Raw genomic sequence first — 24,906 nt, forward strand, 5'->3', positions numbered from 1 at the left:
TGAAGTGCACGACAGTCAAGTTGCAAACGACCTAATAGAAGTGATTGAACAGGCAGAATATTTTATAGCTGATAAAGGATACGATTCGCAGAAAATCAGAGATAAAGCGATAGAACATGGCATGAGAGCGGTTATTCCTAGAAGAAAAAATACGAAACAACCTAACCCAGAGTTTGACAGTTACCTTTATAAATTACGCCATCTAGTTGAAAATATGTTCGCTCGATTAAAGCATTTTCGCAGTATAGCAACACGCTATGAAAAGCTAGCACGCAATTTTAAATCTATGCTTTACCTAGCTTGTACTATTATTCACTGTAGGTTAAATTGAGGACACGCCCTAGTGTAACCAATATTTAATCTCCTATATTTTGCTGTATTATCAACATATTATAAAACAAGTGCAGCTTTTCAAGGCTTAAACCAAGGCATTTAAAATTATTTCAATTTTTTTGCAAAAAAGGTTTGACACCAAGTTTTAAATGTATATAATACACACCCACAGAGCGATAGCTTAGGGTGATTAGCTCAGTTGGTAGAGCGTCTGCCTTACACGCAGAATGTCGGCAGTTCGAGCCTGTCATCACCCACCATATTTTAGATACAATCACTTCCTTTAGAAAGTGGCTAAATATTCTAAAGCGACCTAAGCAGCGGTAGTTCAGTTGGTTAGAATACCGGCCTGTCACGCCGGGGGTCGCGGGTTCGAGTCCCGTCCGCTGCGCCATATCTTAAAACTTAATAAGCTTTATCTAGCTTAACAGTTTCAACCTCAAGTATTTATTGCTTGAGGTTTTTTTGTGTCTATTGATTCTACCTACTGTAATATAAATCCCATCTATTTGGTGTTATTTGGGCTAAACATCTCTTATAAAATCAACAACAAAAAACAATGGTATCCACATTGTGCATTATCTATCCTATTAACTGTGTTATATCATCACGAACGTATAAATAAGGCTTCTTTAAGCCAAGAAAACTTTAAAAATTAAATCAATAAAATCTCTAATAATACCAACAAAATAATAGGTGAATTATGCAGCATTTTTATCCTTTATATTTAGCCAATAAAGCCCATGAAGGCGCGGATGAGGCTTTAGAAGTGGTCAATAAGTATGATCAACAAATGGTGGCTGAAGTGGCCCGTGCCGATGAACAACTATTGGAAGAAGCCATTGCTGCAGGGGTCAAAGCTATTCCGGCGATGCAGGCCTTAAAGCCTTATCAAAAGCAGCGTATTTTGCTGGACTGTGTTGCTAAATTTAATGAAAGGTTTGATGAGTTTACTGAAGCATTGATTGCAGAAGGGGGTAAGCCAGAAGGTGCTGCTAAAGCAGAAGTTAAGCGTTTAATTGCTACCTTCCAGTTTGCTGCTGATGCAGTGACTAATCTACCTGAAGGCGAGGTTATCCCATTAGAGGTTACCGAAGCCGGTGCCGGGTATCGCGGCTTTAGTAAGAGAGTGCCTATTGGGCTGTGCGGCTTTGTCTCCCCATTTAATTTCCCCCTAAATCTAGTGGCTCATAAAATAGCACCAGCCATTGCTGCAGGGTGTCCTTTTATCCTAAAACCAGCGAGTTACACCCCTATTGGGGCACTGTTAGTTGCTGAAGTATTGGCCGAAACAGATCTGCCTGAAGGAGCTTTCTCTATCTTACCAATGTCGTCAAAGATTGCCGATAAGCTAGTCACTGATGAGCGTATCAAACTCTTGTCCTTCACAGGTTCTGATAAAGTGGGCTGGGATATGAAAGCGCGTGCTGGTAAGAAAAAGGTAGTGCTAGAGTTGGGCGGTAATGCAGCGGTGATGATTGAGCCAGATGCGGATCTAGAAACAGCACTGCCTAGAGTGATTACGGGCGGGTATAGTCAAGCAGGGCAGGTATGCATTAGCGTGCAGCGGGTACTTATTCATAAAGATATTTACTCACAAGTCAAAGACAAGCTTGTGGCTTTAGCCAAAGAGGTGAAAGCGGGCGACCCTAGCGATGCTGACGTGGTCATTGGTCCTATGATCGATAAAGCAGAATTAGAGCGTGTTGATCAATGGATTCAAGAAGCAGTACAAGAAGGGGCGACGTTATTGTGCGGCGGTAAGATTGAAGGCCCAGTTATGAATGCCACTATTCTTGAAAATGTGAGTCATGACTCTAAACTATATAAAGACGAAGTTTTTGGTCCTGTTATGATTTTGGAAGCTTATGATGACTTTGATAAAGGAATTGAGCTTGCCAATGACAGCCGCTTTGGGCTACAAGTAGGGGTGTATACCTCCAATATCAAAAAGGCAATGCAGGCCTGGGATACTATTGAAGCGGGCGGTGTGATTATTAATGATGTGCCTACCTTCCGAGTTGATAATATGCCCTATGGCGGTGTGAAGGACTCAGGCTTTGGCCGTGAAGGGGTCAAATATGCCATTGAAGATATGAGTGAAATACGTTTGATGGTGGTAAAAGACTAGAGCTTAAATATATAGCCATACAAATGGCTATAGATGAGTCACTGATGTATAAGTAACTTATGTATAAGTAACTGATATTTAAACAATAAAAAAGCAGCCTTACTCTATGGCAGGGCTGCTTTTTTTATTAAAGAGCTTTTAGTTCGACGTTTTTTGGAATTTAAGAATTTGCCATAATTCTTCTTCATTGGCGACTATATCAGCAAGAGTATAGCTGTCCATGACTTGCAAAAAGGCTTGAGTCGCCTGATAAAACACCGACTTTAATTTACAAACTGGGGTTATTTCACATATTTCAGCTGGTTTTTTAGGGGTTTTGACAAGGCTAGGCTCAGTATTCTTGCCCGTTAACTTCGTAGTGACTTGAGCAAAACAGGGGACCATTTGAAAATCAGGCTCTGTTTGACGAATAACTTCACCAACAACGATATCTTCCGCAGGCTTTGCCAAACGGATGCCCCCATTTTTACCACGAATACTTTCAATGTAACCAATTTGAGCCAGCTGGTGAATAACTTTAGTTAGGTGACTGCGAGAGATTTGATAGCTATTGGCAATGTCGGTTATCGTCGCTAATGTTTCACTTTCTGGAGTGACAGCAAGGTACATCAAGGTGCGTAGTGCATAATCACTATAGTTGGTAAGGCGCATATATTTTACCCTTTAGATAATAATAAAATAGAATAAAAGTTAAAGGGATTAACCGCTTTATTCGTCTTGGCTTTAGTCAATACTGTTATAATTGTTGTTAATACGCTTTGGGCGTTAGACAACAGGCAGGTAGTGGTGGTTATGATAAATTATATATTGATAGCTCATTTATTAGGAGCGACAATTTGGACTGGAGGGCATTTAATACTATCTTTGGTTGTGCTGCCAAAAGCATTAAAAGCCCAAGAGTTGACGGGTTTAATGGCCTTCGAAGAGCAGTTCGAAAAAATAGGAATGCCGGCCTTGGTGTTGCAAATTATAACAGGGTTGTGGATGGCCTACAGACTGCTGCCTGATGTTAGTCTGTGGTTTGGTTTTGACAATGATTTAAGTCTGTTAATTACGACAAAAATAACGCTATTGGCTATGACTATTTTGGTTGCATTGCATGCCAGATTTAGAGTTATACCTACTTTATCAGTCGCTAAACTAGGTTTCTTTGCCCTACATATTGTGACCGTCACGCTACTGTCCGTAAGCTTCGTTGTCGTCGGTTCGTTATTTAGAACGGGGCTAAGTTAATTATAACAAACTGACTAAATCTTTATAATTAACTTGTCTCGCTAAATCTACTTAACCAAATAAACCATCACCTCTGGGTTTAGCAAGGATAGCCAAATAACTGAAGCAAAATAAAACGAAACAGGCTACCCAAGCACTTTGAGCCAGCATAATCCACATTAGGTAAGCATCAGGTGCAATCAGCGGCATTATTACTCGAAATACGAAAGCCAGTGCCATCAAAGCAAACATTAGGTTTAAGGTTGTTGGTGGTGAGTGAATGCTGCGCCCGGTATGTCCTAAAGAAACTCTTGCCATCATTGCTACAGTCATCATGCCCACGCCCGATAAAGCTAACGCGTGAACAGCAATGCTATGATTAAAGGCAAGCCAAGGCTGGAGGGCAAACAAAAAGAAGCTGATACACATGCCCATAAAGGCGACAAACAGCGACCAGAGTAACGGTTTTTGCCACAATCTAGGATTATACCAACCTATTAGGCGTAGGGAATTAACGACAGCCACAATAAAGGCACTAGCACTGACCAGATAAGGGTTGGGGTAAAACACATCGGCAATCATAAATATCAAAAATGAGCCTAGGCTAAGGGCATCTAACGTTTTACTGTTTTTGACATTAACTTCCTGATCACTATCGAAGCTGAGTCCTCGCTCAATGAAGAAGGGGACCACTCGGCGACCAATGGTGAGCACTATTCCCATGACCAGATATAAGCCCAAATAGACCCCAATACGTAAATAATCCTGATCTGCTGTAAAAATTCCCCAGTAACATAAGCCATTACCTACCGTCAGTAACACAAGCTTCGAGATAATCCCCATCTGCTTGTATTGCTTGACCGCCATTACTGCCTTAATAATTACCCAAGCAGTCAGTCCCATAAATAGCAAATCAAATATAATGGCCATGGCCAACCAAACAGGGAAGGCAGTTAAACCAATGCCTAATGCTGCCCAAGCAATACGTGCCAGCAACCAACAGCCAAAAATGGCCCCTAAACGATAACCATAAGGCATCATTATCCCAGTCCAAGTTTTCACCGCGGTTAATAAAAAACCAGAAATGATGGCCATAGCGTAACCATAAAGCATCTCATGCGCATGCCAATAAAAAGGATTAATCTGGGCCGCATCGATCTGGGTGTGGCCAAAAAAGATAACCATCCACAGCACCATGATAAGGATAGCAAAAATAGCACCCCCGCTAAAAAAAATGCGGAAGCCTAGGTTTAAAATAGGGTGAGGGGAGTAAGGGGCTTTATTTGGGGGCTGAATCTGTAACATATAGCGCCTTTAAGTAAGCAGAATAAATGAATACGCTAAATAGAAAATATTGAGGGTGGATGATATTTTAAACATTCATAAATAATGAATGTTATTATACCCAGTTCATAGCCAGATTGATAGAGTGTTGATTTAGGTTTATAGGAGCCACGAAAAAACCCCTAGATGACCGTAGTCAATTAGGGGGTGGAGAAAGCGATATTTATGGTTCTAGTTATTATTATACGAATGTTAAAGCTTAGACTTAATATAGTTAATCTTTATAAATCAAAAGAATATATTAGTAATTGATAATTATTAACTAACAAACATTATAAAGTAAAACTATTGAAAAGTAAATGATAGTAATTATCATTATCGAGGATTAGAGAAAGTTTATCGTTCTCTCTAAACTCAGTAATTTGTTACTATAGGCACAGCCTAATCGCTATAAAAAAGAATTTGTAAAAGGATAAGTTTGTGTCAAATCAAGTGTACGATGTCACGCTAAGCGATAATGAATTAATGCGTTATTCGCGTCAGATACTACTGCCAAGTTGGGATATCTCTTCTCAAGAGAGGTTAAAGGCCAGTACGGTGGTTATGCTAGGGGCAGGTGGGCTGGGCTGTCCAGTTTCAGAAACTTTGGCCCGAGCAGGAATTGGCGCAATTCACCTTATTGATGATGATGTTATTGAGCCGAGTAATCTACAGCGGCAAACCTTGTTTACGGTAGAGGATATTGGACAAGGCAAAGCAAAGACGGCGTATGAAGCGTTATTAAAGATCAACTCATTTGTAAAGGTAAGCTATGCTGATCAACGGCTGACTGCCGCAAATGCTGCCTCATTGCTATTGGTCGATAAGGCCAAAGCCAGCGATAATCCATTTCTACTGCTGGACTGTACTGATAACTTCGCAGCTAGAGAGTTACTGAATCAGGTCAGTGTGACGCACAATATCCCCTTACTGTCTGCCTCTGCAATTGGGATGTCAGGACAGTTGGCCTTATATGAGCCAAGCAAAAAAAATGGGTGTTATCATTGTGTATTTGGTGAGGCGCTAGAGTCTGAGGCAACTGACAGCAGCCAGACCCAGACTTGTGCCAACTCTGGGGTATTGGCCAGCACCACTACGATTATGGGTAATCTTCAGGCCAATGCGGCGCTGCAGTACTTGGGCCGAGGACTTAATCCCCTTGAAGGTCAGTTACTTATTTGGGACGGCAGTGCCATGACCCAGCATAAGCTGCGTTATAGGCAAGATAAGAAATGCCGAGTCTGTGCCGGCTAGCTGATAGTCTGATTAACCCTGTCAAGCCAACCGACCAATATCAGAATTACAGCTTAATATTAACATTTAACATCAGGATATTAAGCTTAAAACTCAATATACTGCTCAACTAGCGGGCTAAGATCAATCTCAACCCCTAGGTTAACCAGGTTCCAGTATTGTCCAGACACGGTGCGATCTACCATCATCGTCGAGGCTGAGGGCTGAAATTGCTTAAAGTATTTTAGCCCTTGTTTGGCTTGGCTCATCACATCAAAGTGAATGCTGCTGTTGCCAAAATCAAATGGCCCGGTATGGTAAGGGGCGATGGACAAAGGCGTTAGCCCTATCTGCAGCCACTGCTCATAAAAGCTGCCCGGCACCAACACTTCATCTTCTCGGCGGATACCTAGTGCCACCAAATCTTGCTCCAGTGCGGTAACATCTCCTTTTAAAGCATGCTTGGCAAAGCGTCTAAACAATTGGATTTCTGCATCACTGTAGGTTCGAATACCGCCGAAGTCATAGGCAATAACGCTGCCATCTGGACGAAAAGCAAAGTTACCTGGATGGGGGTCACAATGCATACGATATAGCTCAAACAGCTGCCCGGCACTAAAGTGAAATAGGCGAGTAGCAATCTTTTGTTTTATCTCATTATCCCAAGTAGCGGCCACACTCAGTGGCTCACCCAACTCCTCAGTGAGGGTTAAAATACGTTTGGTGGAGTGGCTTTTGATAACCTTGGGTATGATCAACCCTGGGTCATCAGCATGAAAAGCACCAAATATGGCTAGGTTTTGAGCCTCTTTGAGGTAATCTAGTTCGTCTCTTAAACTGTCACGTATTTCGGCAAATATCTGATCTTGTAGTTCGCGGCTCATGTTTAGAACGCCGGTCATCTTCAGCGCCATCCTGACTTGTTTTAAGTCGCTGTCACAGTTTTTATCAACATCTGGATACTGAACTTTGACTACCACAGCTTGACCGCTAGGCAATACCGCTTTGTGCACTTGTCCGATAGAAGCGGCTGCAAAGGGCTGTTCTTCAAATTCAAGGTAAGCTTCATCAATAGGCAGGCCAAGCTCACTCTCGACTTGTGACTTAATTTGGGAGTAGGGCATAGGCGGGGCGTTGTTTTGTAGTTTCTCTAACGCAGTGGCAACCTCGGGAGGAAATACTTCTTTATACTGTGAAGCTATTTGACCCACTTTCATGACGGCCCCTTTCATCTCGCCTAAAGTTTCGGCGATTTGAATTCCCACTTCTTGCAGCATTTGTGAGCGAGCTTCTGCGCGCTTATTTTCATCGCTTGAGAAGGTTTTGATAGAGTTTTTTGCCGCTTTACCTGCGATGCTTGCCGTCATGCCGGCGAGTTTCATAAAACGTTTGCTTGAGGATGCCATAGTAAATTGCCTTAACCCTTAATCGGGCTTTTAAAAGGGGGACAAATATTCAAAAATGTCAAAACCAGTAGTCATAAGTATAGGTCATTTTCTGACCTATATCGTTAGTGTAGCGTTGGCTAATTATTAATTATATAAAGAGTGCTGATAAAGGGTACTTATGCCTTGTAAAAGCTTTCTATAAAATAGGTTAGCGCCATATCATAGCCTAAGTGACCTAAGCCACATATAACGCCTACCGCTTTATCACTAAAGTAAGAGTGCTCTCTAAAAGGCTCACGGCTGTGGATATTGGAGAGATGCACCTCTATAAAAGGCTTGTTGATTGCCAATAAAGCGTCGCGTAGAGCCACTGAAGTATGAGTGAAAGCTGCTGGGTTAATAATGACAGCATCAACTTTATCTTCACTGTCTGCTAACAAACCATGATGTTGTACCGCATCTACCAGATCACCCTCATGGTTGGATTGGATACTGATTAACTCAATATTATGCTGGTTAGCAGCGTTGTTTAGACGCTGCTCGATATCTTGCAGGGTAGTGTGCCCATAAATTTCAGGCTCGCGTAACCCCAATAAATTTAAATTAGGGCCGTTGATTAATAAAATTCTACGATGAATTGGCTGTGAAGTAGGCTGGGTCATAATAAGCTCGATAAAAATAGCGGTTATATAATTAGAGGCTATCTGTTATTTTGGTTTTTGGCTGAGTGATAGCTGAGAGATAATTATAATACTATACCGAGTTTTATATCATTAATATTGAATAAGTGCAGATATTTAAAGGTTTTAGTCGCCAAAAGATGAAAAAAAGGTCAAAAAAATAGCAAGATAGTGTGAAAGTTATGTTAAAACACTTTGTGTTAATAAAATGCCGTGCTATGATTAGTTTTAGATAACAAACATGTCTGTAATGTAACAGAAGTAGAAATATGCTGTTTTAATAGTTTATAAGATAGCAACTGACTCTTAAGTTGTAAGCATTATAAGGTATATGTTGGTTACTAAGTGGTAATAAGCCACTTCTTATACCCAGTATTAGCATTTCAGGCTTCAGCTTATATGCTTTAATTGGGGTCTAATTGAAGTTTTGTTAATTAAGTTTTAGGAAGTAAATTATGTCAGCTCGTGAGCAAGGTACTGTTAAGTGGTTTAATGATGCAAAAGGATTTGGCTTTATTCAACGTGAAAGCGGTGAGGATATCTTCGTTCATTTCCGCGCTATTCAAGGTGACGGCTATCGTTCACTTCAGGACGGTCAAAAAGTAGAATTTGTGGTTACTGAAGGTGAAAAAGGCTTACAAGCTGAAGAAGTTACTAAAATAGACGCTTAATACACTCAATACCACATACACTCAATACCACATACCCTCAATACCACAGAGGTTAATGCTGGTCATTAACCAACCTGTTTATTGATCCAAAAAGTCAATGTGTCAAATCTAAATAGCTTTACTGCTAAATTGGATTTGATATGTTGGCTTTTTTTTATGAACTGTCATAATTAACCCTATCTAACTTAGGCATTGGTGATGGCAATGACCTATAATAGCTTAAAAATAGCCAATAGCTAAGAAGCAAATTCCTTTATTATAAGGCGGTAAAGCATTTTGCCTGCACCGGCTTAGCAATCACCAAAGTAGCGTACTAATAACCATAAATGACGTAAACACTAAGGAAGTTTAATGGATGATTTTATTAAATTTAACGATTTGGAGTTAAGTGACAGTGTCCTAAAGTCTGTGGAAGAGTTAGGCTTCACTCAGTTGACGCCGATTCAGGCCCAAATTTTGCCGCACACGTTAGCGGGACAAGATGCCATTGGTCAAGCACAAACCGGCACTGGAAAGACAGCCACTTTTCTTATTACCATCATAGAAGCTTTATTAAAGCGCCCATTTCAGGCTGATGAAAAGCGATATCTGGGGGAGCCAAGGGCGTTAATTTTGGCACCAACCCGTGAGCTTGCTAATCAAATCTTTGAGGATGCCATTGCTCTGACCAAACATACCCAGCTGCATAGTGTCTGTGTGATGGGCGGGATAGATTATGAGCAGCAGACAGCAGCTTTGGATCAAAGCTTTACCGATATCCTGATTGCAACGCCAGGTCGTTTGATTGATCTAATACATAGGGGTCATGTCTTTTTGGACCGTATCGAAGCATTTGTATTAGATGAAGCAGATCGTATGCTGGATATGGGCTTTATTCCTGATATTAAGCGGTTGATGCGTTATATGCCGCCCAATACTGATAGACAGAGTCTATTGTTCTCAGCCACCTTTAACCAAGATGTTATGAATTTGGCTTATCAATGGTTACTTACCCCCGTCTTTGTTGAGATTGAGCCTGAACATAAAACCAGTGACCTGGTCGAGCAGCACTTCTACCTATTAGCAGAAGCCGATAAATATGAGGCATTGAGCCGTATCTTGGCCTCAGAAAAGGCGGATAAAGTCATTGTTTTTGCCAATCGAAAAGATCAGGTTAAGCGCTTGTATAACCGACTGGGAGCAGAACACAACGTGGTTATGCTCTCGGGTGATGTGGATCAAAGTAAACGTGAACGCTATCTAGATAAGTTCAAAAACGGTAATGCCAAAGTGTTGGTGGCTACAGATGTTGCAGGGCGCGGCATTCATGTGGATGATGTCAGCCATGTAGTGAACTACACTTTGCCCGATCAGCCTGATGATTATGTACACCGTATAGGACGTACCGGACGCGCAGGACAAAAAGGGGTTAGCATTAGCTTTGTGAGTGAAGATGATGCCTTTAATTTACCGGCTATTGAAGCTCATTTAGATACTAAACTGAAGCTTGAGCAGTTTGATTAATTGACAACTGCTGTAATTTAAAATAGAAAATATAAATAGGGCTACTGAATCAGTAGCCCTATTTGTTATTGCTTATTTGCAAGGTGCTAATTTCTATTTAGACAGTTTGCTATTTAGACAGTTTTCTATTTATAACTGCATTCTATTTATAACTGAATTCTATTTATAAAAGATATAGCAGGTCATACTATTTTAGTGAGCGTGATTCTGCATAGGCATCTCTTCTGTTGAATGCATTTCATGACCAGCCATGCCTTCATTAGGCATAGAGTGCTGATCGTGAGCACCGTGTTCGGCAGGCGCAGACATTGAGCTGTCGTGCATTTGATGTCCACCATGCGCTCCGTGATCGCCATGACCGCCCATATGTTTCATTGCCATAGGTAGAGCTATCACTGCCAATCCCGATAGAATCATAATGATCCCATTTAATTGACGTAATTTATAGCGGCCAATTTGTTTGTGTAGCCAGCCCACTGTCTCTTGGGTAGCGACCAGCATAGGAACTGTACCTAAGCCGAAAACGAACATCAATAATGCTCCAGTGGCAATATCATTACCAACTACCGCCATAAGTAGGGCGCCATATACCAAGCCACAAGGCAAGAAACCCCATAGTAAGCCTGCGGCTAAGGCTCTTGGGAAAGTGTTTAACGGAAAAACTTTTTGACGTAAGGGAGATAGTTTTCTCCAAACGCCCATGCCTACTTTTTCAAGTTTATCTAAAAAAGGCATACCCAGCATAGATAGGCCGATGAATACCAATACCAACCCTAATAAAATACGAGGGGTTGAGTTACCCATCAGTATTGGAGCCAAAACGGTAGTGCCAATAATGCCAGCAATAATCCCTAAAATTGAATAACTAATCAGTCGACCAAAGTGATAAGTGGCAATTAGCCCTCGTTTCTTTAAAGGACTGACCTCTTGCATTGATAAACCAAAAGCAGTAACCAAGCCACCACACATCCCTAAACAGTGTGGTGAACCAAAAAAACCCATAGCAAATGCTGCTAACAATAAAGGAGTTGTCATAAAAAATTATCCGTAAGGTTTGGTTTTTGGAGCAAATTGAAGGATCACAGTTAACAACTATTTGCCATCAGCTGATTTATCTTTACTATTAGCTTGAGAGGTATTGCTAGTATCCCATTGATTATTATTAATCTTTGTGGAAGCTGTATCGGTTTGAGGCGTAGCAGGATTGCCACCTAGAGCTTGTCTACGCTCTTGACGATCATCTAAGATAACGCGCTGCGACTCATTATCCAAATCTTCAAATTGATTGGATTTTACGGCATAGCGAACCGCCCAAATACCAATCACGAATAGCATAAGGCTTAACGGAATAAGTAAATACATGCTGACCATATTAGGCATCCATTTTTTAAAAGTACGGTTAATTGAATAAAAATATCAGCTAACAATAAAAGGCACAGTCATCAACTTCAAAAATATAATATATCTTTAAGTATATTATACTGATTTTTAGTAAAAAAATACTAAAAAACAAGGGTTTAATTCTAACAGAGTTGTCTAGAAAGTCTTCACATCTTCAGGCTTTCGACTGCGTAGTAAGGTCTCAAAGCTGACTTCACTGGCTTGACGACAATTATCTTGAGGCACAAACACATCACGAGCATACGCGGCTAACTCATATAAAGTACGACGAGAATGCTGCGCATTATTACTAGGTTCAAGCCAACCTTTTTCCATGGGGAGAGGGGCAGGAATAGGTAAAGCGCGAATACCATTTAATGCAAATTGTCGGCGAGCACGCGTCATATGATAGGCATCAGTGATCAAATACACATTTTGTAAATGCAGACGTTTGGCGGTGAATCTGGCATTTTCACAGGTGTTCATACTGGCATTTTCAGTGATGACATTGTCAATATTATAATTATACAACCAATCTTGCATCCAAGGGGCGTCCACTCCAGTCAATATTATCGGCAATGGGTTCTTGCGCTGATATTGCATCACTGTCTGCATACGCTTCAAGGTATAGTCATTAAGTACAATATCTGGCTTATGCAAAGAAGAGGTTGGGGACTTCTGTGCAGGCTCATCAGTCTTTTGTTTGGGCTGATAGCTGGCTGAAATACTAGATTTTATTTGCCGAGCGTTCTCGGTTTTATTGTTTTTGGCCGAGTTTTGTTGGTCCTGATAGGTATCTGCTTCGGTGAGACCGCCGCCCAACACTACATAAGCTGTCGGCTCATTATTGAAGGGTAGGCTCAAAGACATAGGCGTACTGGGCTGCTTATTATCGACGCTTTCCTTCACCGTAGTGGGGGAGGTCAACACTGGACTTGGGTGCTGTGCGACCTTGGGTATAGGCAGATGATTGAGTACCCACAATCCCACAGTAGAAAACACTGGGGTATAAAACCCAACCAAGGTCATCAAACCTAGTAATAAAAATACCAAAGAGGTCTTTATTACGATATTGACCATGGGGACTATCGGGGTGGGCGACTTAGTCATCGAAGGTGACACCAGGGTAAATTAATAATGGGCTTCATTATTTACCCAGACAGGCTCACGCTCTAAGGCAATACCAAACTGATCTTGGATGGTCTGCTGGATAAGCTGCTGTGTGGCTAAAATATCGTGCTGCGAGGCCGGTGTGTTACTGTCTGCTGCGCTGTGATTTACCAATACTAAAGCTTGTTTGTCATGGGTCAAAATGGGGGCGATACCTTTGCCTTTTAGGCCGGCGTTGTCTATCAACCAGCCTGCAGCGACTTTGGTATGCGTATCGTCCACAGGGTAGCCCACGATATTAGGGTACTCAGTAGATAAGGCGGCAAATTGACCATTGGCAATAATGGGGTTTTTAAAGAAGCTGCCGCAGTTCGGAAGCTGCTTTGGATCAGGTAGCTTCGACTGACGGATTTCGATAATGGCCTGCATTACATCTTTGGCGGTGATTTTTGAGCGTGAATCAGCTTCCGCTTTGGTCATTGCCAAGGTAGAGACATCGCCGTAGTTTGCGGTAACCTTATGGGCGTCTTTATGCAGTTTAAAGCCCACACGGGTAATAAGCCATTGGCCTGCTTGCTGTTTAAAGATACTGTCACGATAATTGAACTGACAGTCATCGTTATCAAATTCATGCCAGGTCTGGGTAGGTAAATGAAAGGCCTTGACATGGGTCATATAATCTTCTAGTTGCACCCCATAGGCTCCTATATTTTGTACCGGAGAAGCCCCAACCAGTCCTGGGATTAAAGCTAAGTTTTCTAAGCCATACCAACCTTGATTCACAGTATGAACCACCAGTTCGTGCCAATTTTCACCCCCCATAACCTCAAGCGTAATGCTGTCGCTATCTTCGGCTAAAATCTCGATACCTTTATAAGTAGGATGCAGCACGCTGGCGTGTAGTAGTTCTGGAAGAATGACGTTACTGCCCCCAGAAAGCACAAATATGGGGGTACCAAGCCTATCAAGCTCTGCCACCACAAGTTCGATATCAGACTCTAAGTTCAGGGTAATTAACCTATCTGCCTGACAAGACAGACGCATGGTATTGTACTCAATTAAGTCTGCAGCCACTGTGGTTAGGTCATTTAATGCAAAGCCCTTACTAGCTCTCTGTGCTGAGAGGTTAGTGGTATTGTCTTGTTGGGCGCTGGAGATTTGAGATATCGGGCACATAGGCGATTTGGAACTCAATTAAATAGACTTAATATTATAGCAATCACCCTATCAAATAAATATGACAGGGTCACCAGAGGATCAGAGACTAATAAAAGTCAATTATAGCTGCCAAGTATCTATCCAAGCATCTACCGACGACTCAAGTCTTTTGATCACCTCTTCAAAACCATCCTCACCGCCATAGTAAGGGTCAGGCACATCTTGGTTGAGATAGCTGGCATCTACTTCACTCATTAATGCCAAGCGAGCAAGGTCCTCAGCGCCAGTTTTTTGTGCGGCAATCTCGCGAATTTGTTGCAAGTCTTTTAGATTTTGAGAATCCATTGCCAAAATTAAATCAAAATCCAAGAAGTCTTGTGGGCTTACTTGACGAGCGACCAGTTTACTAATGTTATAACCATGTTGTTTGGCATGGCTTTGGGCGCGAGGGTCAGGGTGTTTACCGATGTGCCAGTCTCCAGTTCCTGCTGAATCAATTTTCAGAGTTAACCCAGCAATGGCGGTACGTTGTCTCATGATGCCCTCTGCTGTAGGAGAACGGCAGATATTGCCAAGACAAACTAGTAGAACTGACTTAGGTGTCGTATCTGACATAGGCATAAGATAACCTTTAATAATTATTTTAATGAAGTAGGAGAAAAGGGCGGTGTTAGTAGCTTCTTGCGCTAAAACTAGTTGCCGATAGACTAACTAAAGTTAAGTCGCTTAAATAAAAATAGCCCTCTTAAAGTGAAGGCTATTCTAACAAGGTTATAGGGTAAACGATAGTAGAAGACTGCTACGCAGAGGTCAGCATTTAGCACAAATAGCTGCGGTTATGAAGCTGATAATGAGCTTTATGTTAAGTATAGCCCATTAACAGCCTTCTTAATCGGCTTGGTATTTAAAGCGCTGTAAATCACGGCGCTGTTTTTTATTAGGTTTGGTGTCTGGACGAGCTAGATTGGCAAGCTTTCTTTGTTCTGCAAAGTATTCGCGTCTTTTGATACTCTCTTCTGTCTCTTCATACAAAGTTTGAGCCACGGTAGCATTACCGCGTTGAACCGACAAGTCTTTAACCACCACTGTTTTTTCGGTCATAGCAGTGGCTGAGCCTTGACGAATAGTAAGCTCATCACCGACGCTAATCTCTTTACTGGTTTTAACTCTACTTCCAGCAAAATGTACCTTACCGCCCTCAATGGCTTGCTTGGCTAGGCTACGGGTACGATAAAATCGTGCTGCCCATAGCCATTTGTCTAAGCGAACCTTTTGTAGCGAATTGCTATTGTTATCACTGTTTTTTGATTTTGCCATAATTGCCTTACTAATTTTAACCACTGAAGTAGTTGGTTTTTTATGAGCACCTTCTTTATATATGGGGCTAAATTTAATAAGTTCAATTGAAGAGCTTTGATGAAAGTTAGATTATAAGGGTTTTAGCCATAATTTTGTTAGTAATCACTCATTGGCATAGACAATAGGGAGTATAACTCTACCCATTACCGCCTCACCATTGTGATAAAAAGGATGAAGCTTAGCCTGCCTTACTGAACGTACAGCGGATTCATCTATATAACTATTCCCACTAGATTTAGCAATATCAACAGCAACAATATTCCCCAATTTATCAACGATTAAACTTAATATGACCTTATATTCAGCTCCAGATTGGACCTCTGTTATAGCTTTCCAAGGCACTTTTATTTTAGGTTTTATTTTCCAAGAGGCACCACTGGTAGATAAATCGTAGACATAGCCATTTGTGAGATCTACAAGCTCGGCTTGTGCCGGAACAACAGCTATTAAACAGGCGCTAAGCAGCCATTTTAGAGGAGAGTTAGACATAAATTTATCACTTTAATAAGTGGTAGATTAAGGTGCAGTGCTGAAATTAAGTCCTGTTATATTTGGAGCGGGTCAGAGCTAGACTAATTAATCTAATATCAGCACTTATAATCAGCACGCATTTATTCATTATTTACTTCAAAAACAGCTGATAACCCACATTGTCAGTTACTGGGGTACAGTCATAACCAATCTCTTGTAGCATATCTCGTACCTCAAGTGAACTGGTGGCTGTGGCCTGAATTCCAACCAATACTCTGCCATCGGCAGCCCCATGATTTCGATAGTGGAATAGGGTAATGTTGTAATCTGTGCCCAACCTTTCTAAGAAATTGAGCAAAGCGCCAGGACGCTCTGGGAAGCTGACTTTAAACAACTGCTCATCCGTCAGTCCGGCATGACCCCCAATTAAGTAGCGGATATGAGATTTTGCAATATCATCATCGGTTAGATCATGAGCGTCATAACCGGCTTCATGCAAAGAATTTGCAATAGTGTGGCGCTCTTTATCACCCTCTTTTAGGGCAATACCCACAAAAATACTGGCAGGCTCTAAAGAATCAGGTGAAGTGCGACTGCGCGCGCGGTAGTTAAATTCGGTGATATTGCGACCCTTTAAATCACGACAGAATTCTAAGAAAGCACCAGTACGCTCAGGAATAGTAACGGCAAATACTGCCTCTTTTTTCTCACCAATTTCGGTACGCTCTGCAATGTAGCGCAAACGGTCAAAGTTCATGTTGGCACCGGAGATTATGGCCACACAGTTTTTGCCGCTAATTTTGTTTTTGCTCAAGTACTTCTTCATGCCCGCCAGTGCTAAAGCTCCTGAAGGCTCTACGATGCTACGTCTTTCTTCGAATACATCTTTGACCGCTGCACAGACTTCATCATTAGTGCAGGTCACTACCTCTTGTTCGATAAGCTTACCTGAGTTATCGCTTTTTTGTAGGTTGAGTACCTCATAGGGCAGCTCGCCAATTTGTGCCACTGCGGTTCCATCAACGAATAGGCTGACTTGAGACAGTTTGACACGTTCACCCGCTTCAATCGCGGCTTTTAAGCTAGCGGCGCCTTCAGGTTCAACGGCAATGACCTTAATATGAGGGGCAACATCACCTAAGAAGGCCGCTATACCAGCCAGTAGACCACCACCACCTACTGGCACAAACACATAATCTACGTCTCGCCACTGTTGATTAACTTCCAAAGCTACTGTGCCTTGACCAGCAATAACCAGCTCATCGTCATAAGGAGGAATATAAGTTAATCCCTCTTTGATGGAGCGCTCAATGGCATACTGGTTTGAGACATCAAAGCTGTCACCATACAGATCCACGTTACCGCCCAATGCTTTTACCGCTTTAACCTTAATGTCTGGGGTTGTGGTGGGCATGACAATAATGTTTTTTAGGCCTAACTTATCAGCAGAAAAAGCCACCCCTTGAGCATGGTTACCGGCGGAGGCACAAATGACACCCCGAGCTTTTTGCTCTTCAGTTAGCTGACTAATTCGGTTATAGGCGCCTCGTAACTTAAATGAAAAGACAGGCTGCAGATCTTCTCGCTTCAAACGAATGTCGTTGTTAAAACGAGCAGATAATTTTGGTGCAAAATCTAAAGGCGTCTGAATAGCGACGTCATATACGGTAGCCTGGAGAATGTTACGAACCCATTTTGAAAGCATAGATAGTCCTAAAAAATTTATTTACCGATGATCAGGTTAATGGTTTTTGCCCATGAACGGTGACTCACAATTGATAATGGAGTCGATGTCTTTATTTTTGTAACTGTTAAGCCTATGCTGTTTTTTTTAATCGTGCAAGTTTTAGTGGTGAAATTATTGATGATATTAGTTTATTTTATAAATAACTTTTTTTAAGTGATTAAAAAGGCAGCTTTTAAAGGTAAAAGTGGCGAAAAATAAGGGCAGATTTGCTATTATGGCAACTGCATAATTAACGACTAATGTTGGTTATTTAAACCATTTAATTTTATACCTTATTAATTGCATACATAAAAAGGGCAGCTATGAGTCAGCAACTAAAGCTTAAACAAGAAGTCGCAAAAGCAGCATTGGCCTCAATTGACGATGGAATGATCCTGGGTGTGGGCACAGGCAGTACTGTGAACTGTTTGATTGATTTATTGCCACAAGTCAATCTAAAAGGAGCTGTGGCCAGCTCTAAAGTAACCCAAGATAAGTTAGAAGCTTTGGGAATAGAAGTGATGGACCTGAATTTTGTGGGTGAGTTGGACCTTTATATTGATGGGGCTGACGAGGTTAATCCTAATCTACAGCTGATTAAAGGCGGTGGTGGAGCCTTAACTCGTGAAAAGATTGTGGCAGCTGCCTCAAAAGAGTTTTTATGTTTGGTCGATGAAAGCAAGTGGGTCACCCAGCTAGGGCGTGAATTCCCAGTACCTATTGAAGTTTTGCCACAAGCACGTTCTTATGTGGCTCGTGAATTGGTTAAGTTAGGCGGCGAGCCGGTGTACCGTGAAGGCTTTGTGACCGATTATGGGAATCTAATTTTAGACACTTATAATCTTGAAATTACTAGTGCCAGCGAGATGGAGCAAACTCTGAACAATATCGTTGGGGTGGTGTGTAATGGTATCTTTGCCGCCAATCAAGCAGATAAATTATTAATCGCTAAATCGACAGGGGTAGAGCTGTTACAGCGTTAATATAACTTAGAGCTCTATTGTTCTGTTTTATTGTTTTATTAGCATTGGGTTTATGGTTAAATAAAGAGTTGGTAATAGTTTGTGGTTAGTTTTACTTTATATTTGATTTAGTATTGATAACGACACACTAAATTTTGCCACTTGTTTATTAACTCACTGACAAGGATGTCAAACCCATGCCTATCATCTCCCTTAATGGCGCTGAAATTTATTACGAAGACAGTGCTCCTGAACAAACTAACTTACCCCTAGATCAACGAAAACCTGTGCTGCTATTTGCGCACGGATTATTATGGGGTACCCACCTTTATGACAAGCAAGTCGAGTATTTCAAACCAAATTATCGCTGTATTGCTTTCGATTTTCGAGGACAGGGTAAATCTGAAATCACCAAATCTGGTTATGATATGGACAGCTTGGCAGAAGATGCTATCGCTTTATTAGAAGCATTAGAGATTAAACAATGCCATTTCGTTGGCTTATCCATGGGCGGCTATGTCGCACAGCGCGTGGCGTTAAAGCGTCCGGATTTATTGCAGTCCTTGATTTTGTTAGACACAGCAGCCGAAGCTGAAAGTCCAGAAAAGAAAGCGGGATATGAAAAGCTACTAAGGGCAATTCACTGGTTAGGGGTTAAACGAATCAGTAAAAAGGTGATGCCAATTATGTTTGGGGAGACCTTTTTAAACGATAAGTCCCGTAGGCAGGAGTATAAAACTTGGCTTGAGCACCTTAAGCGAAATAACAAAAAAGGGGCTACTAGGGCTACTATTGGAGTTATAGAGCGTGATGAGGTATTAAGCCGCCTGCCTGAAATTCGCCTGCCAACTTTAATTGTTGTCGGGGACGAAGATAAGCCCACTCCTTATGAAGACGCACAAAAAATGCACTTTGCTATTAATGGCTCGAAGCTAGCAGTTATTAAGCACTCAGGGCACAGTACCCCTGTAGAGCAACCAGAACAGCTAAATGAAGTGATAAGTACTTTCTTAACGCAGCTTACTGCTTAACTGCGCGTAGCGTATATGAAAGTTGTGTCGTAAAGTTAACCCTTCACCCAATAAAAAAGGCTAAGCCATTAAATGGTTTAGCCTTGTTACTATTATCAGTGATAATTCATATTCATGACCATTTAGCTTAGTTTGATTTTGTCTTTTAACAAAAATTCCATTAAAGCTTTTTGGGCATGCAATCTGTTTTCCGCCTCATCCCAGACCACAGAACGTGGATCATCAAGTAGGTCATGTGAGATCTCCTCCCCGCGGTGTGCTGGCAAGCAGTGCATGAATAATACATCAGGGTCTGCTTTGTCTAGCAAAGAGGGGGTCACTTGGTAAGGGGCAAAACGACGGGCGCGAGTATTCTGCTCGCTTTCTTGACCCATACTGGCCCAAACATCGGTCACAATTAGATGAGCATCTTTAGCAGCTTCCTGAACGTCTTCTACTAAGCTGACACAGTGCTTAAACTTGTCCATCAACTCAGGGTTTGGCTCAAAGCCATAAGGAGCAGCAACCCTTAGCTCAAAGCCAAATTGATTGGCAGCGGCCATAAATGAAGAGCACATATTATTACCATCACCCACCCAAGTAACGATTTTGTCTTTGATACTACCGCGGTGCTCATAATAGGTCTGCATGTCCGCTAATAGTTGGCAGGGGTGGAAGTCATCGGTTAAGGCATTGATGATAGGTACAGAGGAGTACTCGGCAAATCTTTCTACTTTTTCGTGCTCAAAGGTACGAATCATAATAATATCAACCATGCTTGAAATTACTCTGGCTGAATCTTCAATAGGCTCACCACGACCCAATTGCGTGTCTTTAGGCGATAAAAAGATGGCATGTCCACCAAACTGTCCCATACCCGTTTCGAATGAGATACGGGTACGAGTAGAGGACTTTTCAAAGATCATACCTAACGTACGACCTACAAAGGGTTGATATACTTCGCCAGCATGTTGCATCTTTCGAAGCTCACTTGCACGCCTAATTAAGGCTTCAAGCTCGGTTGGAGATAAATCGAGTAGAGTTAAAAAATGACGCACGCTCATGTGGCTCTCTTTAAATAACAGTTAATTTAGGTAGAAGGTTTTAACAATTAAGTGACAAACTATCAGTATAGCGAACTTTATGGCTATGTGAAAATAGTTCGCTATCATTTATATAAATGCAGTTAATCTAAATGCATATAATATCAATACAGTTAATATAAATGCAGCTGGTCTCAATAGTTAGTAGTTGTCATTGACGCTTAAATTACCACACGAGTAGGGCGCTGTGTCACCCGGCATAATAACTCATAGCCTAAAGTATGAGCGGAGTTGGCAATTTCATCGACGCTAGGTTCTGCTTGATCTGGGTCACCCCATAAGACAACTTTGTAGCCCACAGTAGGGTTAGGCACTTCGGTCAAATCAATGGCAATCATGTCCATGGCCACCCGACCAATGACTGGACATTTATAACTTACTGCTGCTTCAGACTCGGCACTATCGCTAGCTGTCTGCTTCACAGTAACCCACGCTGAGCCGTCAACTACTCGGGGGTAGCCGTCACCATAGCCAATACTAACAATACCTTTAACAATGGGACGGTTGGCGACAAAACGACTGCCATAGCCTACTGGAGCGCCAGCCGCAATGTTATGAATAGCCATTAAGCTAGCTTCAAAGGTCATTACGGGCTTTAATTGTAAATCCTGTGCACTGATGCCCTCTAAAGGCGTGCTGCCATAAAGCATTATGCCAGGACGTACCCAGTCAAAATGGCACTCAGGAAAGTTGATTATACCGGCTGAGTTGCATAAAGAAGCTTTTATATTGCTATCTACTTGCTGTCTTAAGTCTGTTAAAGCCCCAGTAAATACCTTAATCTGATTGGCATTAGAGGGATGGTCAGGGCGATCGGCATTGGCGAAGTGGCTGGTTAGGATAAGATTATATCCGGCATCAACCAGGGTTTTTGCTACTGCCACAATCTCTTCGGGTTCAAAACCTAAGCGGTTCATCCCGGTATTTAATTTTAACCACAAAGTTCGGCAAGCAGAGTCAGCGGCAGGTAACTGCTGTAAAGCCCACTGTACTTGGTTTTGATGATGAATAATACTTTGGCATTCAGCTTCAATAGACTCTGCCCATTCTTGTTGACTAAATACCCCCTCGATCAGCACTATGCCTTTTTGCCAACCCAAACTGCGAATCTGCTTTGCTTCATCAAAGCAAGCCACACCTAGAGCATCTGCTTGTTGCAAACTTGGAATACATTGCTTGACACCATGACCGTAAGCATCCGCTTTTACCATTGCCAAAATCTTGGTTTTTTCCGGGATTTTTTTTATGACTTGGTTTAAGTTGTGGGTTAAAGCGGCAGAGTTCAGAGTAATTGAGGCATTACGCATGGTTAACACTCACTAAGATATCTAAAGAATGGAAGTAAGTAATATAGGCTGATAGCTTGGCTAACGATAGTCATCGGTTTGACTACCGTTATCGGCGGTCAGCTTAAATGTAAATGGCAAGTTAGGGGTTGGTTCATCTTATTTTGGTTGGACATTTATTTATAGCTAGGCACTTATAGCTAAGTACTTATAACTAGCCACTTAGTTGTCATTTAGCCCAAAATACGCCATAGCACAAACAAAATGGCCAAGATATAAAATATAGGTGACAGCCAAGTGATGATCTGTGTGGCTATGGCCACACTGATGATGAAACCGGCTAAGGCAATCCAATCCTTGCGTCTATCATTCAGCATATCGGCACGAATTTGCTGTATTTCTCGCAGTTGTTGGTCCTGCCTTGCCCCTTGCGAAGCCATACTTTGCAATCCTTGGTCTAATAGCTTCGGCACTTGAGCGGTTGACAATAGCAGCTCAGGTAGCTGTTCACGCAGTTCACGCATATTGCGTGCAGGATCAAGTTGCTCTTTTACCCACCCGGTCAAAATTGGCTTGGCCAAAGACCAAATATCAAGCTCAGGATATAAGTCGCGACCTAGACCTTCAACGTGTACTAAGGTTTTTAGTAGCAACATAAGCTGAGGAGGAATGCTCATATGATGACGGCGAGCAATGTCTAAAATTTGCATTAATACCCCAGCGAAGTCTATTTCATTAATAGGCTTCAATACCATTGGCGATACAGTACGGCGCATGTCACGGGTTAGGGCATGCTTGTCGGTATTGGGTGGTATCCAGCCCGCTCGGCTCACAATATCCACCAAGTTGCTGAAGTTGTTATTCATCACTGCCAGTAGCATACGAGCCACTATCATCTGATCTTCTTTTGATAACTCACCCATAATGGCACAATCAAGGCCAATGTATCTAGGGTAGAAACGATAGGGCTCTGGGGTATCTGCGGGCAAGGTTTCGACGAAGACATTCCCTGGATGCATGTCTGCATGGAAGAAGTTGTCTCGGAAAACTTGAGTGAAGAAGATAGTTAGCCCTTTTTCTGCTAGAGCAGCACGGTCATAGTCTACCTCATCGAAGACTTGAGTCTGCGAGATGGGCACACCGACAATACGCTCCATTACCATTACGCTTTTTGCAGCGGCATAAACCTCGGGCACATACATCATCGTAGAGCCCAAGAAGTTATTACGCATCTTGGTGGTATTGTCGGCCTCAAAGGTTAAGTCCAGCTCATTGAGCATAATTTGACGATAGTCTTCTACCACTTCGATAATACGCACCGCACGTGCCGCTTCAATACGCGCAGATGCCCACTGTGCCATGTCACGTAGTAGCTCAAAGTCAGAGACAATACGCTCACGAATATCGGGTCTGACTACTTTGACCACCACTTCACGGCCGTCATGCAAGGCAGCAGTATGTACTTGGGCAATAGACGCCGCAGCTAAAGGCTTAGTATCAAAACGTGAAAACAGTTCATTAATGGATTTGCCTAGGCCAAATTTTGGGTCTTCAATTTGGGCAATGGCAATATTGACATCGAACGGCTTCACTCGGTCTTGAAGCTGAACCAATTGCTCGATAATCTCAGGAGGAACGAGGTCACGACGAGTTGACAGCAGTTGACCTAGTTTAAGGAATAACGTCCCCATTTCTTCTAGTGCAAGCTTCACCCCATTTGGCTGATGCTTCTTGCCCCAAGCAGCAGGGTGAGATTTAATCATACGTGCCACAGACTGTAGCTGGGGAGCTTCTTCTAAAGGAAGGTGAGTGTCAAGGCGGTGAAGAGCGGCGATGCGCCAAAGCTCAAGTAGTCTTTTGCGATGAGATAACAGCATGTGGAGCAACCCATATCAGGAGTATAAACAAAGCCATGACCCACTTCGGAGCCTTAATTAGCTTAAATAATTGGCATTAATGATACCACGGCAGAAGTATTTTAAGAATGGCTGAAGCAGCATGAATAAGATAAATTGACGGAAATTAGCGTTAAATTAGCTTCATAAAAAGCTCTAAAAAAAAGCCACCTTAAACTTAAGATGGCTTAGTTTAGCAGGTAGCTAAAGCCCTGCTTGTGACTTATAAATCGTGGCTGATAACCTGAGTCTGTTTTAAGACTGGTTGTCCCCTCTGAGGCGAGCTTGTTCAGCTTTAATCATCGCCAGTCGAGCCTCTTCGCGTTGAACATCAGCACGTAGTTTCAGAAGCTGCTGCTTTAAATCGTTGGCCTCTTGTTCCTGCACTGGATCAGGAGATGGATTACCAGCTACTTCATTGGCCCAATCGGCTACATCATTAAACGCATGCTTGGCAGTATGACGCACGTTACCTTTTAAGGATTTAATTAAAAGATTCAGCTGCATCGCAAGAGGTTTACCAATTAACGGCTCAAGCTGACCTGCAATATCTGGATTGAACCCAGAGATAAGCTGTTTCACCTGCATTAATACTCGATAGTCACCTTCAATGGGTAGATTGCCACTGGCATCACGCATCAGGTTCATCAGCTCAGCTGGGTTGTCCACCTTAATAGTACAGTCTGGCAAAATGCTGCCGATAGACACATATTCTTGCCAAGCTTGATCTCGGTCAGAGGCTGCGGTACCTGGCGTTTCAAACACGCTTTGCTCAACTTTAGACACAGGCTCAAATCTGATGTGATCCTCACTGAAATGCACATCAATGCTAAATTCAGGCATGGCCATAGTTAAGCGTAGAACTTTACCTGATAGAGGTGCTAACCCAGATTTGGTGATTTCATCGCTCAAAATAGCAAAGTTTATAAGTTTTTCTATGCCGGTTAATAAGAGAACTGTAATCATAAATCG

The 24,906-nt window shown here is 42.1% G+C and carries 24 protein-coding genes and 2 tRNA genes; 10 read left to right on the forward strand and 16 right to left on the reverse strand.

The annotated features are described in order from the left end of the window. From G561_RS0108855 to G561_RS0108870, 4 genes are all read left to right on the forward strand, one after another. Positions 1-331: IS5 family transposase (locus G561_RS0108855; RefSeq protein ID WP_028859232.1), on the forward strand; the 331-nt coding region annotated here is incomplete at its 5' end. Between the two features lie 186 nt (positions 332-517). Next, positions 518-593: transfer RNA gene (locus tag G561_RS0108860), tRNA-Val, on the forward strand. Positions 594-650: 57 nt separating this feature from the next. Beyond that, positions 651-727: transfer RNA gene (locus G561_RS0108865), tRNA-Asp, on the forward strand. Positions 728-1,036: 309 nt separating this feature from the next. Further along, positions 1,037-2,464: an aldehyde dehydrogenase family protein gene (locus G561_RS0108870; RefSeq protein ID WP_028859233.1), complete on the forward strand. Its 1,428-nt coding sequence runs from the start codon at positions 1,037-1,039 to the stop codon at positions 2,462-2,464. A 138-nt stretch (positions 2,465-2,602) separates the two neighbouring features. Here G561_RS0108870 and G561_RS0108875 read toward each other — a convergent pair whose 3' ends face one another. Further along, positions 2,603-3,115: an Rrf2 family transcriptional regulator gene (locus G561_RS0108875; RefSeq protein ID WP_028859234.1), complete on the reverse strand. Its 513-nt coding sequence runs from the start codon at positions 3,113-3,115 to the stop codon at positions 2,603-2,605. Between the two features lie 141 nt (positions 3,116-3,256). On the opposite strand from G561_RS0108875, the gene G561_RS0108880 reads away from it, so the two are divergent. Continuing rightward, complete coding sequence (locus tag G561_RS0108880; RefSeq protein WP_028859235.1) at positions 3,257-3,697, forward strand: CopD family protein; 441 nt, start codon at positions 3,257-3,259, stop codon at positions 3,695-3,697. 51 nt (positions 3,698-3,748) lie between these two features. Here G561_RS0108880 and G561_RS0108885 read toward each other — a convergent pair whose 3' ends face one another. Continuing rightward, entirely contained in the window at positions 3,749-4,981 is a 1,233-nt protein-coding gene (locus G561_RS0108885) for an NnrS family protein (RefSeq protein WP_028859236.1), read from the reverse strand. A 504-nt stretch (positions 4,982-5,485) separates the two neighbouring features. On the opposite strand from G561_RS0108885, the gene G561_RS0108890 reads away from it, so the two are divergent. After that, a complete protein-coding gene (locus G561_RS0108890) occupies positions 5,486-6,253 on the forward strand; it encodes a HesA/MoeB/ThiF family protein (protein WP_172462173.1) in 768 nt (255 codons plus the stop codon). Between the two features lie 86 nt (positions 6,254-6,339). Here G561_RS0108890 and G561_RS0108895 read toward each other — a convergent pair whose 3' ends face one another. Both G561_RS0108895 and aroQ read right to left on the reverse strand, forming a co-directional pair. Further along, positions 6,340-7,638, reverse strand: coding sequence for an ABC1 kinase family protein (locus G561_RS0108895; protein WP_028859238.1), 1,299 nt, complete (start codon positions 7,636-7,638; stop codon positions 6,340-6,342). A 158-nt stretch (positions 7,639-7,796) separates the two neighbouring features. Then, complete coding sequence (gene aroQ, locus G561_RS0108900; RefSeq protein WP_028859239.1) at positions 7,797-8,282, reverse strand: type II 3-dehydroquinate dehydratase; 486 nt, start codon at positions 8,280-8,282, stop codon at positions 7,797-7,799. Between the two features lie 473 nt (positions 8,283-8,755). On the opposite strand from aroQ, the gene G561_RS0108905 reads away from it, so the two are divergent. Continuing rightward, positions 8,756-8,971: a cold-shock protein gene (locus G561_RS0108905; protein WP_037032066.1), complete on the forward strand. Its 216-nt coding sequence runs from the start codon at positions 8,756-8,758 to the stop codon at positions 8,969-8,971. Positions 8,972-9,322: 351 nt separating this feature from the next. After that, positions 9,323-10,474, forward strand: a complete 1,152-nt coding sequence (locus G561_RS0108910) for a DEAD/DEAH box helicase (protein ID WP_028859241.1) — start codon at positions 9,323-9,325, stop codon at positions 10,472-10,474. 192 nt (positions 10,475-10,666) lie between these two features. Here G561_RS0108910 and G561_RS14360 read toward each other — a convergent pair whose 3' ends face one another. The 8 genes from G561_RS14360 to ilvA all read right to left on the reverse strand — a co-directional run bounded on the left by G561_RS14360 (position 10,667) and on the right by ilvA (position 17,657). Further along, positions 10,667-11,509, reverse strand: coding sequence for a sulfite exporter TauE/SafE family protein (locus G561_RS14360; RefSeq protein WP_051584473.1), 843 nt, complete (start codon positions 11,507-11,509; stop codon positions 10,667-10,669). Positions 11,510-11,566: 57 nt separating this feature from the next. After that, positions 11,567-11,845: a cbb3-type cytochrome oxidase assembly protein CcoS gene (ccoS, locus tag G561_RS14365; protein WP_037032067.1), complete on the reverse strand. Its 279-nt coding sequence runs from the start codon at positions 11,843-11,845 to the stop codon at positions 11,567-11,569. A gap of 165 nt (positions 11,846-12,010) precedes the next feature. Then, a complete protein-coding gene (locus tag G561_RS0108925) occupies positions 12,011-12,964 on the reverse strand; it encodes a YdcF family protein (protein ID WP_227674019.1) in 954 nt (317 codons plus the stop codon). Positions 12,965-12,985: 21 nt separating this feature from the next. Continuing rightward, on the reverse strand, positions 12,986-14,140 hold the full coding sequence (gene murB / locus G561_RS0108930; RefSeq protein WP_051584474.1) for a UDP-N-acetylmuramate dehydrogenase: 1,155 nt from the start codon (positions 14,138-14,140) through the stop codon (positions 12,986-12,988). A gap of 102 nt (positions 14,141-14,242) precedes the next feature. Next, on the reverse strand, positions 14,243-14,743 hold the full coding sequence (locus tag G561_RS0108935; protein ID WP_081794425.1) for a low molecular weight protein-tyrosine-phosphatase: 501 nt from the start codon (positions 14,741-14,743) through the stop codon (positions 14,243-14,245). Positions 14,744-15,010: 267 nt separating this feature from the next. After that, positions 15,011-15,439, reverse strand: a complete 429-nt coding sequence (locus G561_RS0108940) for an RNA-binding S4 domain-containing protein (protein WP_028859245.1) — start codon at positions 15,437-15,439, stop codon at positions 15,011-15,013. Between the two features lie 144 nt (positions 15,440-15,583). Next, complete coding sequence (locus G561_RS0108945; RefSeq protein WP_028859246.1) at positions 15,584-15,970, reverse strand: energy transducer TonB; 387 nt, start codon at positions 15,968-15,970, stop codon at positions 15,584-15,586. A gap of 133 nt (positions 15,971-16,103) precedes the next feature. Next, complete coding sequence (gene ilvA, locus G561_RS0108950) at positions 16,104-17,657, reverse strand: threonine ammonia-lyase, biosynthetic (protein ID WP_028859247.1); 1,554 nt, start codon at positions 17,655-17,657, stop codon at positions 16,104-16,106. Between the two features lie 344 nt (positions 17,658-18,001). Here ilvA and rpiA point away from each other — a divergent pair, with 344 nt between their 5' ends. Continuing rightward, positions 18,002-18,661, forward strand: a complete 660-nt coding sequence (gene rpiA / locus G561_RS0108955; protein ID WP_028859248.1) for a ribose-5-phosphate isomerase RpiA — start codon at positions 18,002-18,004, stop codon at positions 18,659-18,661. A 176-nt stretch (positions 18,662-18,837) separates the two neighbouring features. Further along, positions 18,838-19,671, forward strand: coding sequence for an alpha/beta fold hydrolase (locus tag G561_RS0108960; RefSeq protein WP_028859249.1), 834 nt, complete (start codon positions 18,838-18,840; stop codon positions 19,669-19,671). 122 nt (positions 19,672-19,793) lie between these two features. Here G561_RS0108960 and argF read toward each other — a convergent pair whose 3' ends face one another. From argF to G561_RS0108980, 4 genes are all read right to left on the reverse strand, one after another. Further along, the gene (gene argF, locus G561_RS0108965) at positions 19,794-20,714 is read right to left on the reverse strand and encodes an ornithine carbamoyltransferase (protein ID WP_028859250.1); all 921 of its coding nucleotides are present in this window, start codon (positions 20,712-20,714) and stop codon (positions 19,794-19,796) included. Between the two features lie 200 nt (positions 20,715-20,914). Then, positions 20,915-22,060, reverse strand: coding sequence for an alanine racemase (alr, locus tag G561_RS0108970; RefSeq protein WP_028859251.1), 1,146 nt, complete (start codon positions 22,058-22,060; stop codon positions 20,915-20,917). A 212-nt stretch (positions 22,061-22,272) separates the two neighbouring features. Beyond that, positions 22,273-23,913 carry an ABC1 kinase family protein gene (locus tag G561_RS0108975; protein WP_028859252.1) on the reverse strand — a complete coding sequence of 547 codons (1,641 nt, stop codon included), beginning with the start codon at positions 23,911-23,913 and terminating at the stop codon, positions 22,273-22,275. A gap of 276 nt (positions 23,914-24,189) precedes the next feature. Next, positions 24,190-24,900 (reverse strand): ubiquinone biosynthesis accessory factor UbiJ, encoded by a 711-nt coding sequence (locus G561_RS0108980; RefSeq protein WP_028859253.1) that lies wholly within the window; start codon positions 24,898-24,900, stop codon positions 24,190-24,192. Between the last annotated feature and the right edge of the window lie 6 nt (positions 24,901-24,906).

The organism is Psychrobacter phenylpyruvicus DSM 7000 = NBRC 102152, assembly GCF_000685805.1.
GTDB lineage: Bacteria > Pseudomonadota > Gammaproteobacteria > Pseudomonadales > Moraxellaceae > Psychrobacter > Psychrobacter phenylpyruvicus.

What these genes read in the sequence shown, in the direction of transcription:
- G561_RS0108870 (WP_028859233.1), top strand. Translation starts at nt 1,037, where the DNA reads ATGCAGCATTTTTATCCTTTATATTTAGCCAATAAAGCCCATGAAGGC.
- G561_RS0108875 (WP_028859234.1), bottom strand. Translation starts at nt 3,115, where the DNA reads ATGCGCCTTACCAACTATAGTGATTATGCACTACGCACCTTGATGTAC.
- G561_RS0108880 (WP_028859235.1), top strand. Translation starts at nt 3,257, where the DNA reads ATGATAAATTATATATTGATAGCTCATTTATTAGGAGCGACAATTTGG.
- G561_RS0108885 (WP_028859236.1), bottom strand. Translation starts at nt 4,981, where the DNA reads ATGTTACAGATTCAGCCCCCAAATAAAGCCCCTTACTCCCCTCACCCT.
- G561_RS0108890 (WP_172462173.1), top strand. Translation starts at nt 5,486, where the DNA reads ATGCGTTATTCGCGTCAGATACTACTGCCAAGTTGGGATATCTCTTCT.
- G561_RS0108895 (WP_028859238.1), bottom strand. Translation starts at nt 7,638, where the DNA reads ATGGCATCCTCAAGCAAACGTTTTATGAAACTCGCCGGCATGACGGCA.
- aroQ (WP_028859239.1), bottom strand. Translation starts at nt 8,282, where the DNA reads ATGACCCAGCCTACTTCACAGCCAATTCATCGTAGAATTTTATTAATC.
- G561_RS0108905 (WP_037032066.1), top strand. Translation starts at nt 8,756, where the DNA reads ATGTCAGCTCGTGAGCAAGGTACTGTTAAGTGGTTTAATGATGCAAAA.
- G561_RS0108910 (WP_028859241.1), top strand. Translation starts at nt 9,323, where the DNA reads ATGGATGATTTTATTAAATTTAACGATTTGGAGTTAAGTGACAGTGTC.
- G561_RS14360 (WP_051584473.1), bottom strand. Translation starts at nt 11,509, where the DNA reads ATGACAACTCCTTTATTGTTAGCAGCATTTGCTATGGGTTTTTTTGGT.
- ccoS (WP_037032067.1), bottom strand. Translation starts at nt 11,845, where the DNA reads ATGGTCAGCATGTATTTACTTATTCCGTTAAGCCTTATGCTATTCGTG.
- G561_RS0108925 (WP_227674019.1), bottom strand. Translation starts at nt 12,964, where the DNA reads ATGACTAAGTCGCCCACCCCGATAGTCCCCATGGTCAATATCGTAATA.
- murB (WP_051584474.1), bottom strand. Translation starts at nt 14,140, where the DNA reads ATGTGCCCGATATCTCAAATCTCCAGCGCCCAACAAGACAATACCACT.
- G561_RS0108935 (WP_081794425.1), bottom strand. Translation starts at nt 14,743, where the DNA reads ATGCCTATGTCAGATACGACACCTAAGTCAGTTCTACTAGTTTGTCTT.
- G561_RS0108940 (WP_028859245.1), bottom strand. Translation starts at nt 15,439, where the DNA reads ATGGCAAAATCAAAAAACAGTGATAACAATAGCAATTCGCTACAAAAG.
- G561_RS0108945 (WP_028859246.1), bottom strand. Translation starts at nt 15,970, where the DNA reads ATGTCTAACTCTCCTCTAAAATGGCTGCTTAGCGCCTGTTTAATAGCT.
- ilvA (WP_028859247.1), bottom strand. Translation starts at nt 17,657, where the DNA reads ATGCTTTCAAAATGGGTTCGTAACATTCTCCAGGCTACCGTATATGAC.
- rpiA (WP_028859248.1), top strand. Translation starts at nt 18,002, where the DNA reads ATGAGTCAGCAACTAAAGCTTAAACAAGAAGTCGCAAAAGCAGCATTG.
- G561_RS0108960 (WP_028859249.1), top strand. Translation starts at nt 18,838, where the DNA reads ATGCCTATCATCTCCCTTAATGGCGCTGAAATTTATTACGAAGACAGT.
- argF (WP_028859250.1), bottom strand. Translation starts at nt 20,714, where the DNA reads ATGAGCGTGCGTCATTTTTTAACTCTACTCGATTTATCTCCAACCGAG.
- alr (WP_028859251.1), bottom strand. Translation starts at nt 22,060, where the DNA reads ATGCGTAATGCCTCAATTACTCTGAACTCTGCCGCTTTAACCCACAAC.
- G561_RS0108980 (WP_028859253.1), bottom strand. Translation starts at nt 24,900, where the DNA reads ATGATTACAGTTCTCTTATTAACCGGCATAGAAAAACTTATAAACTTT.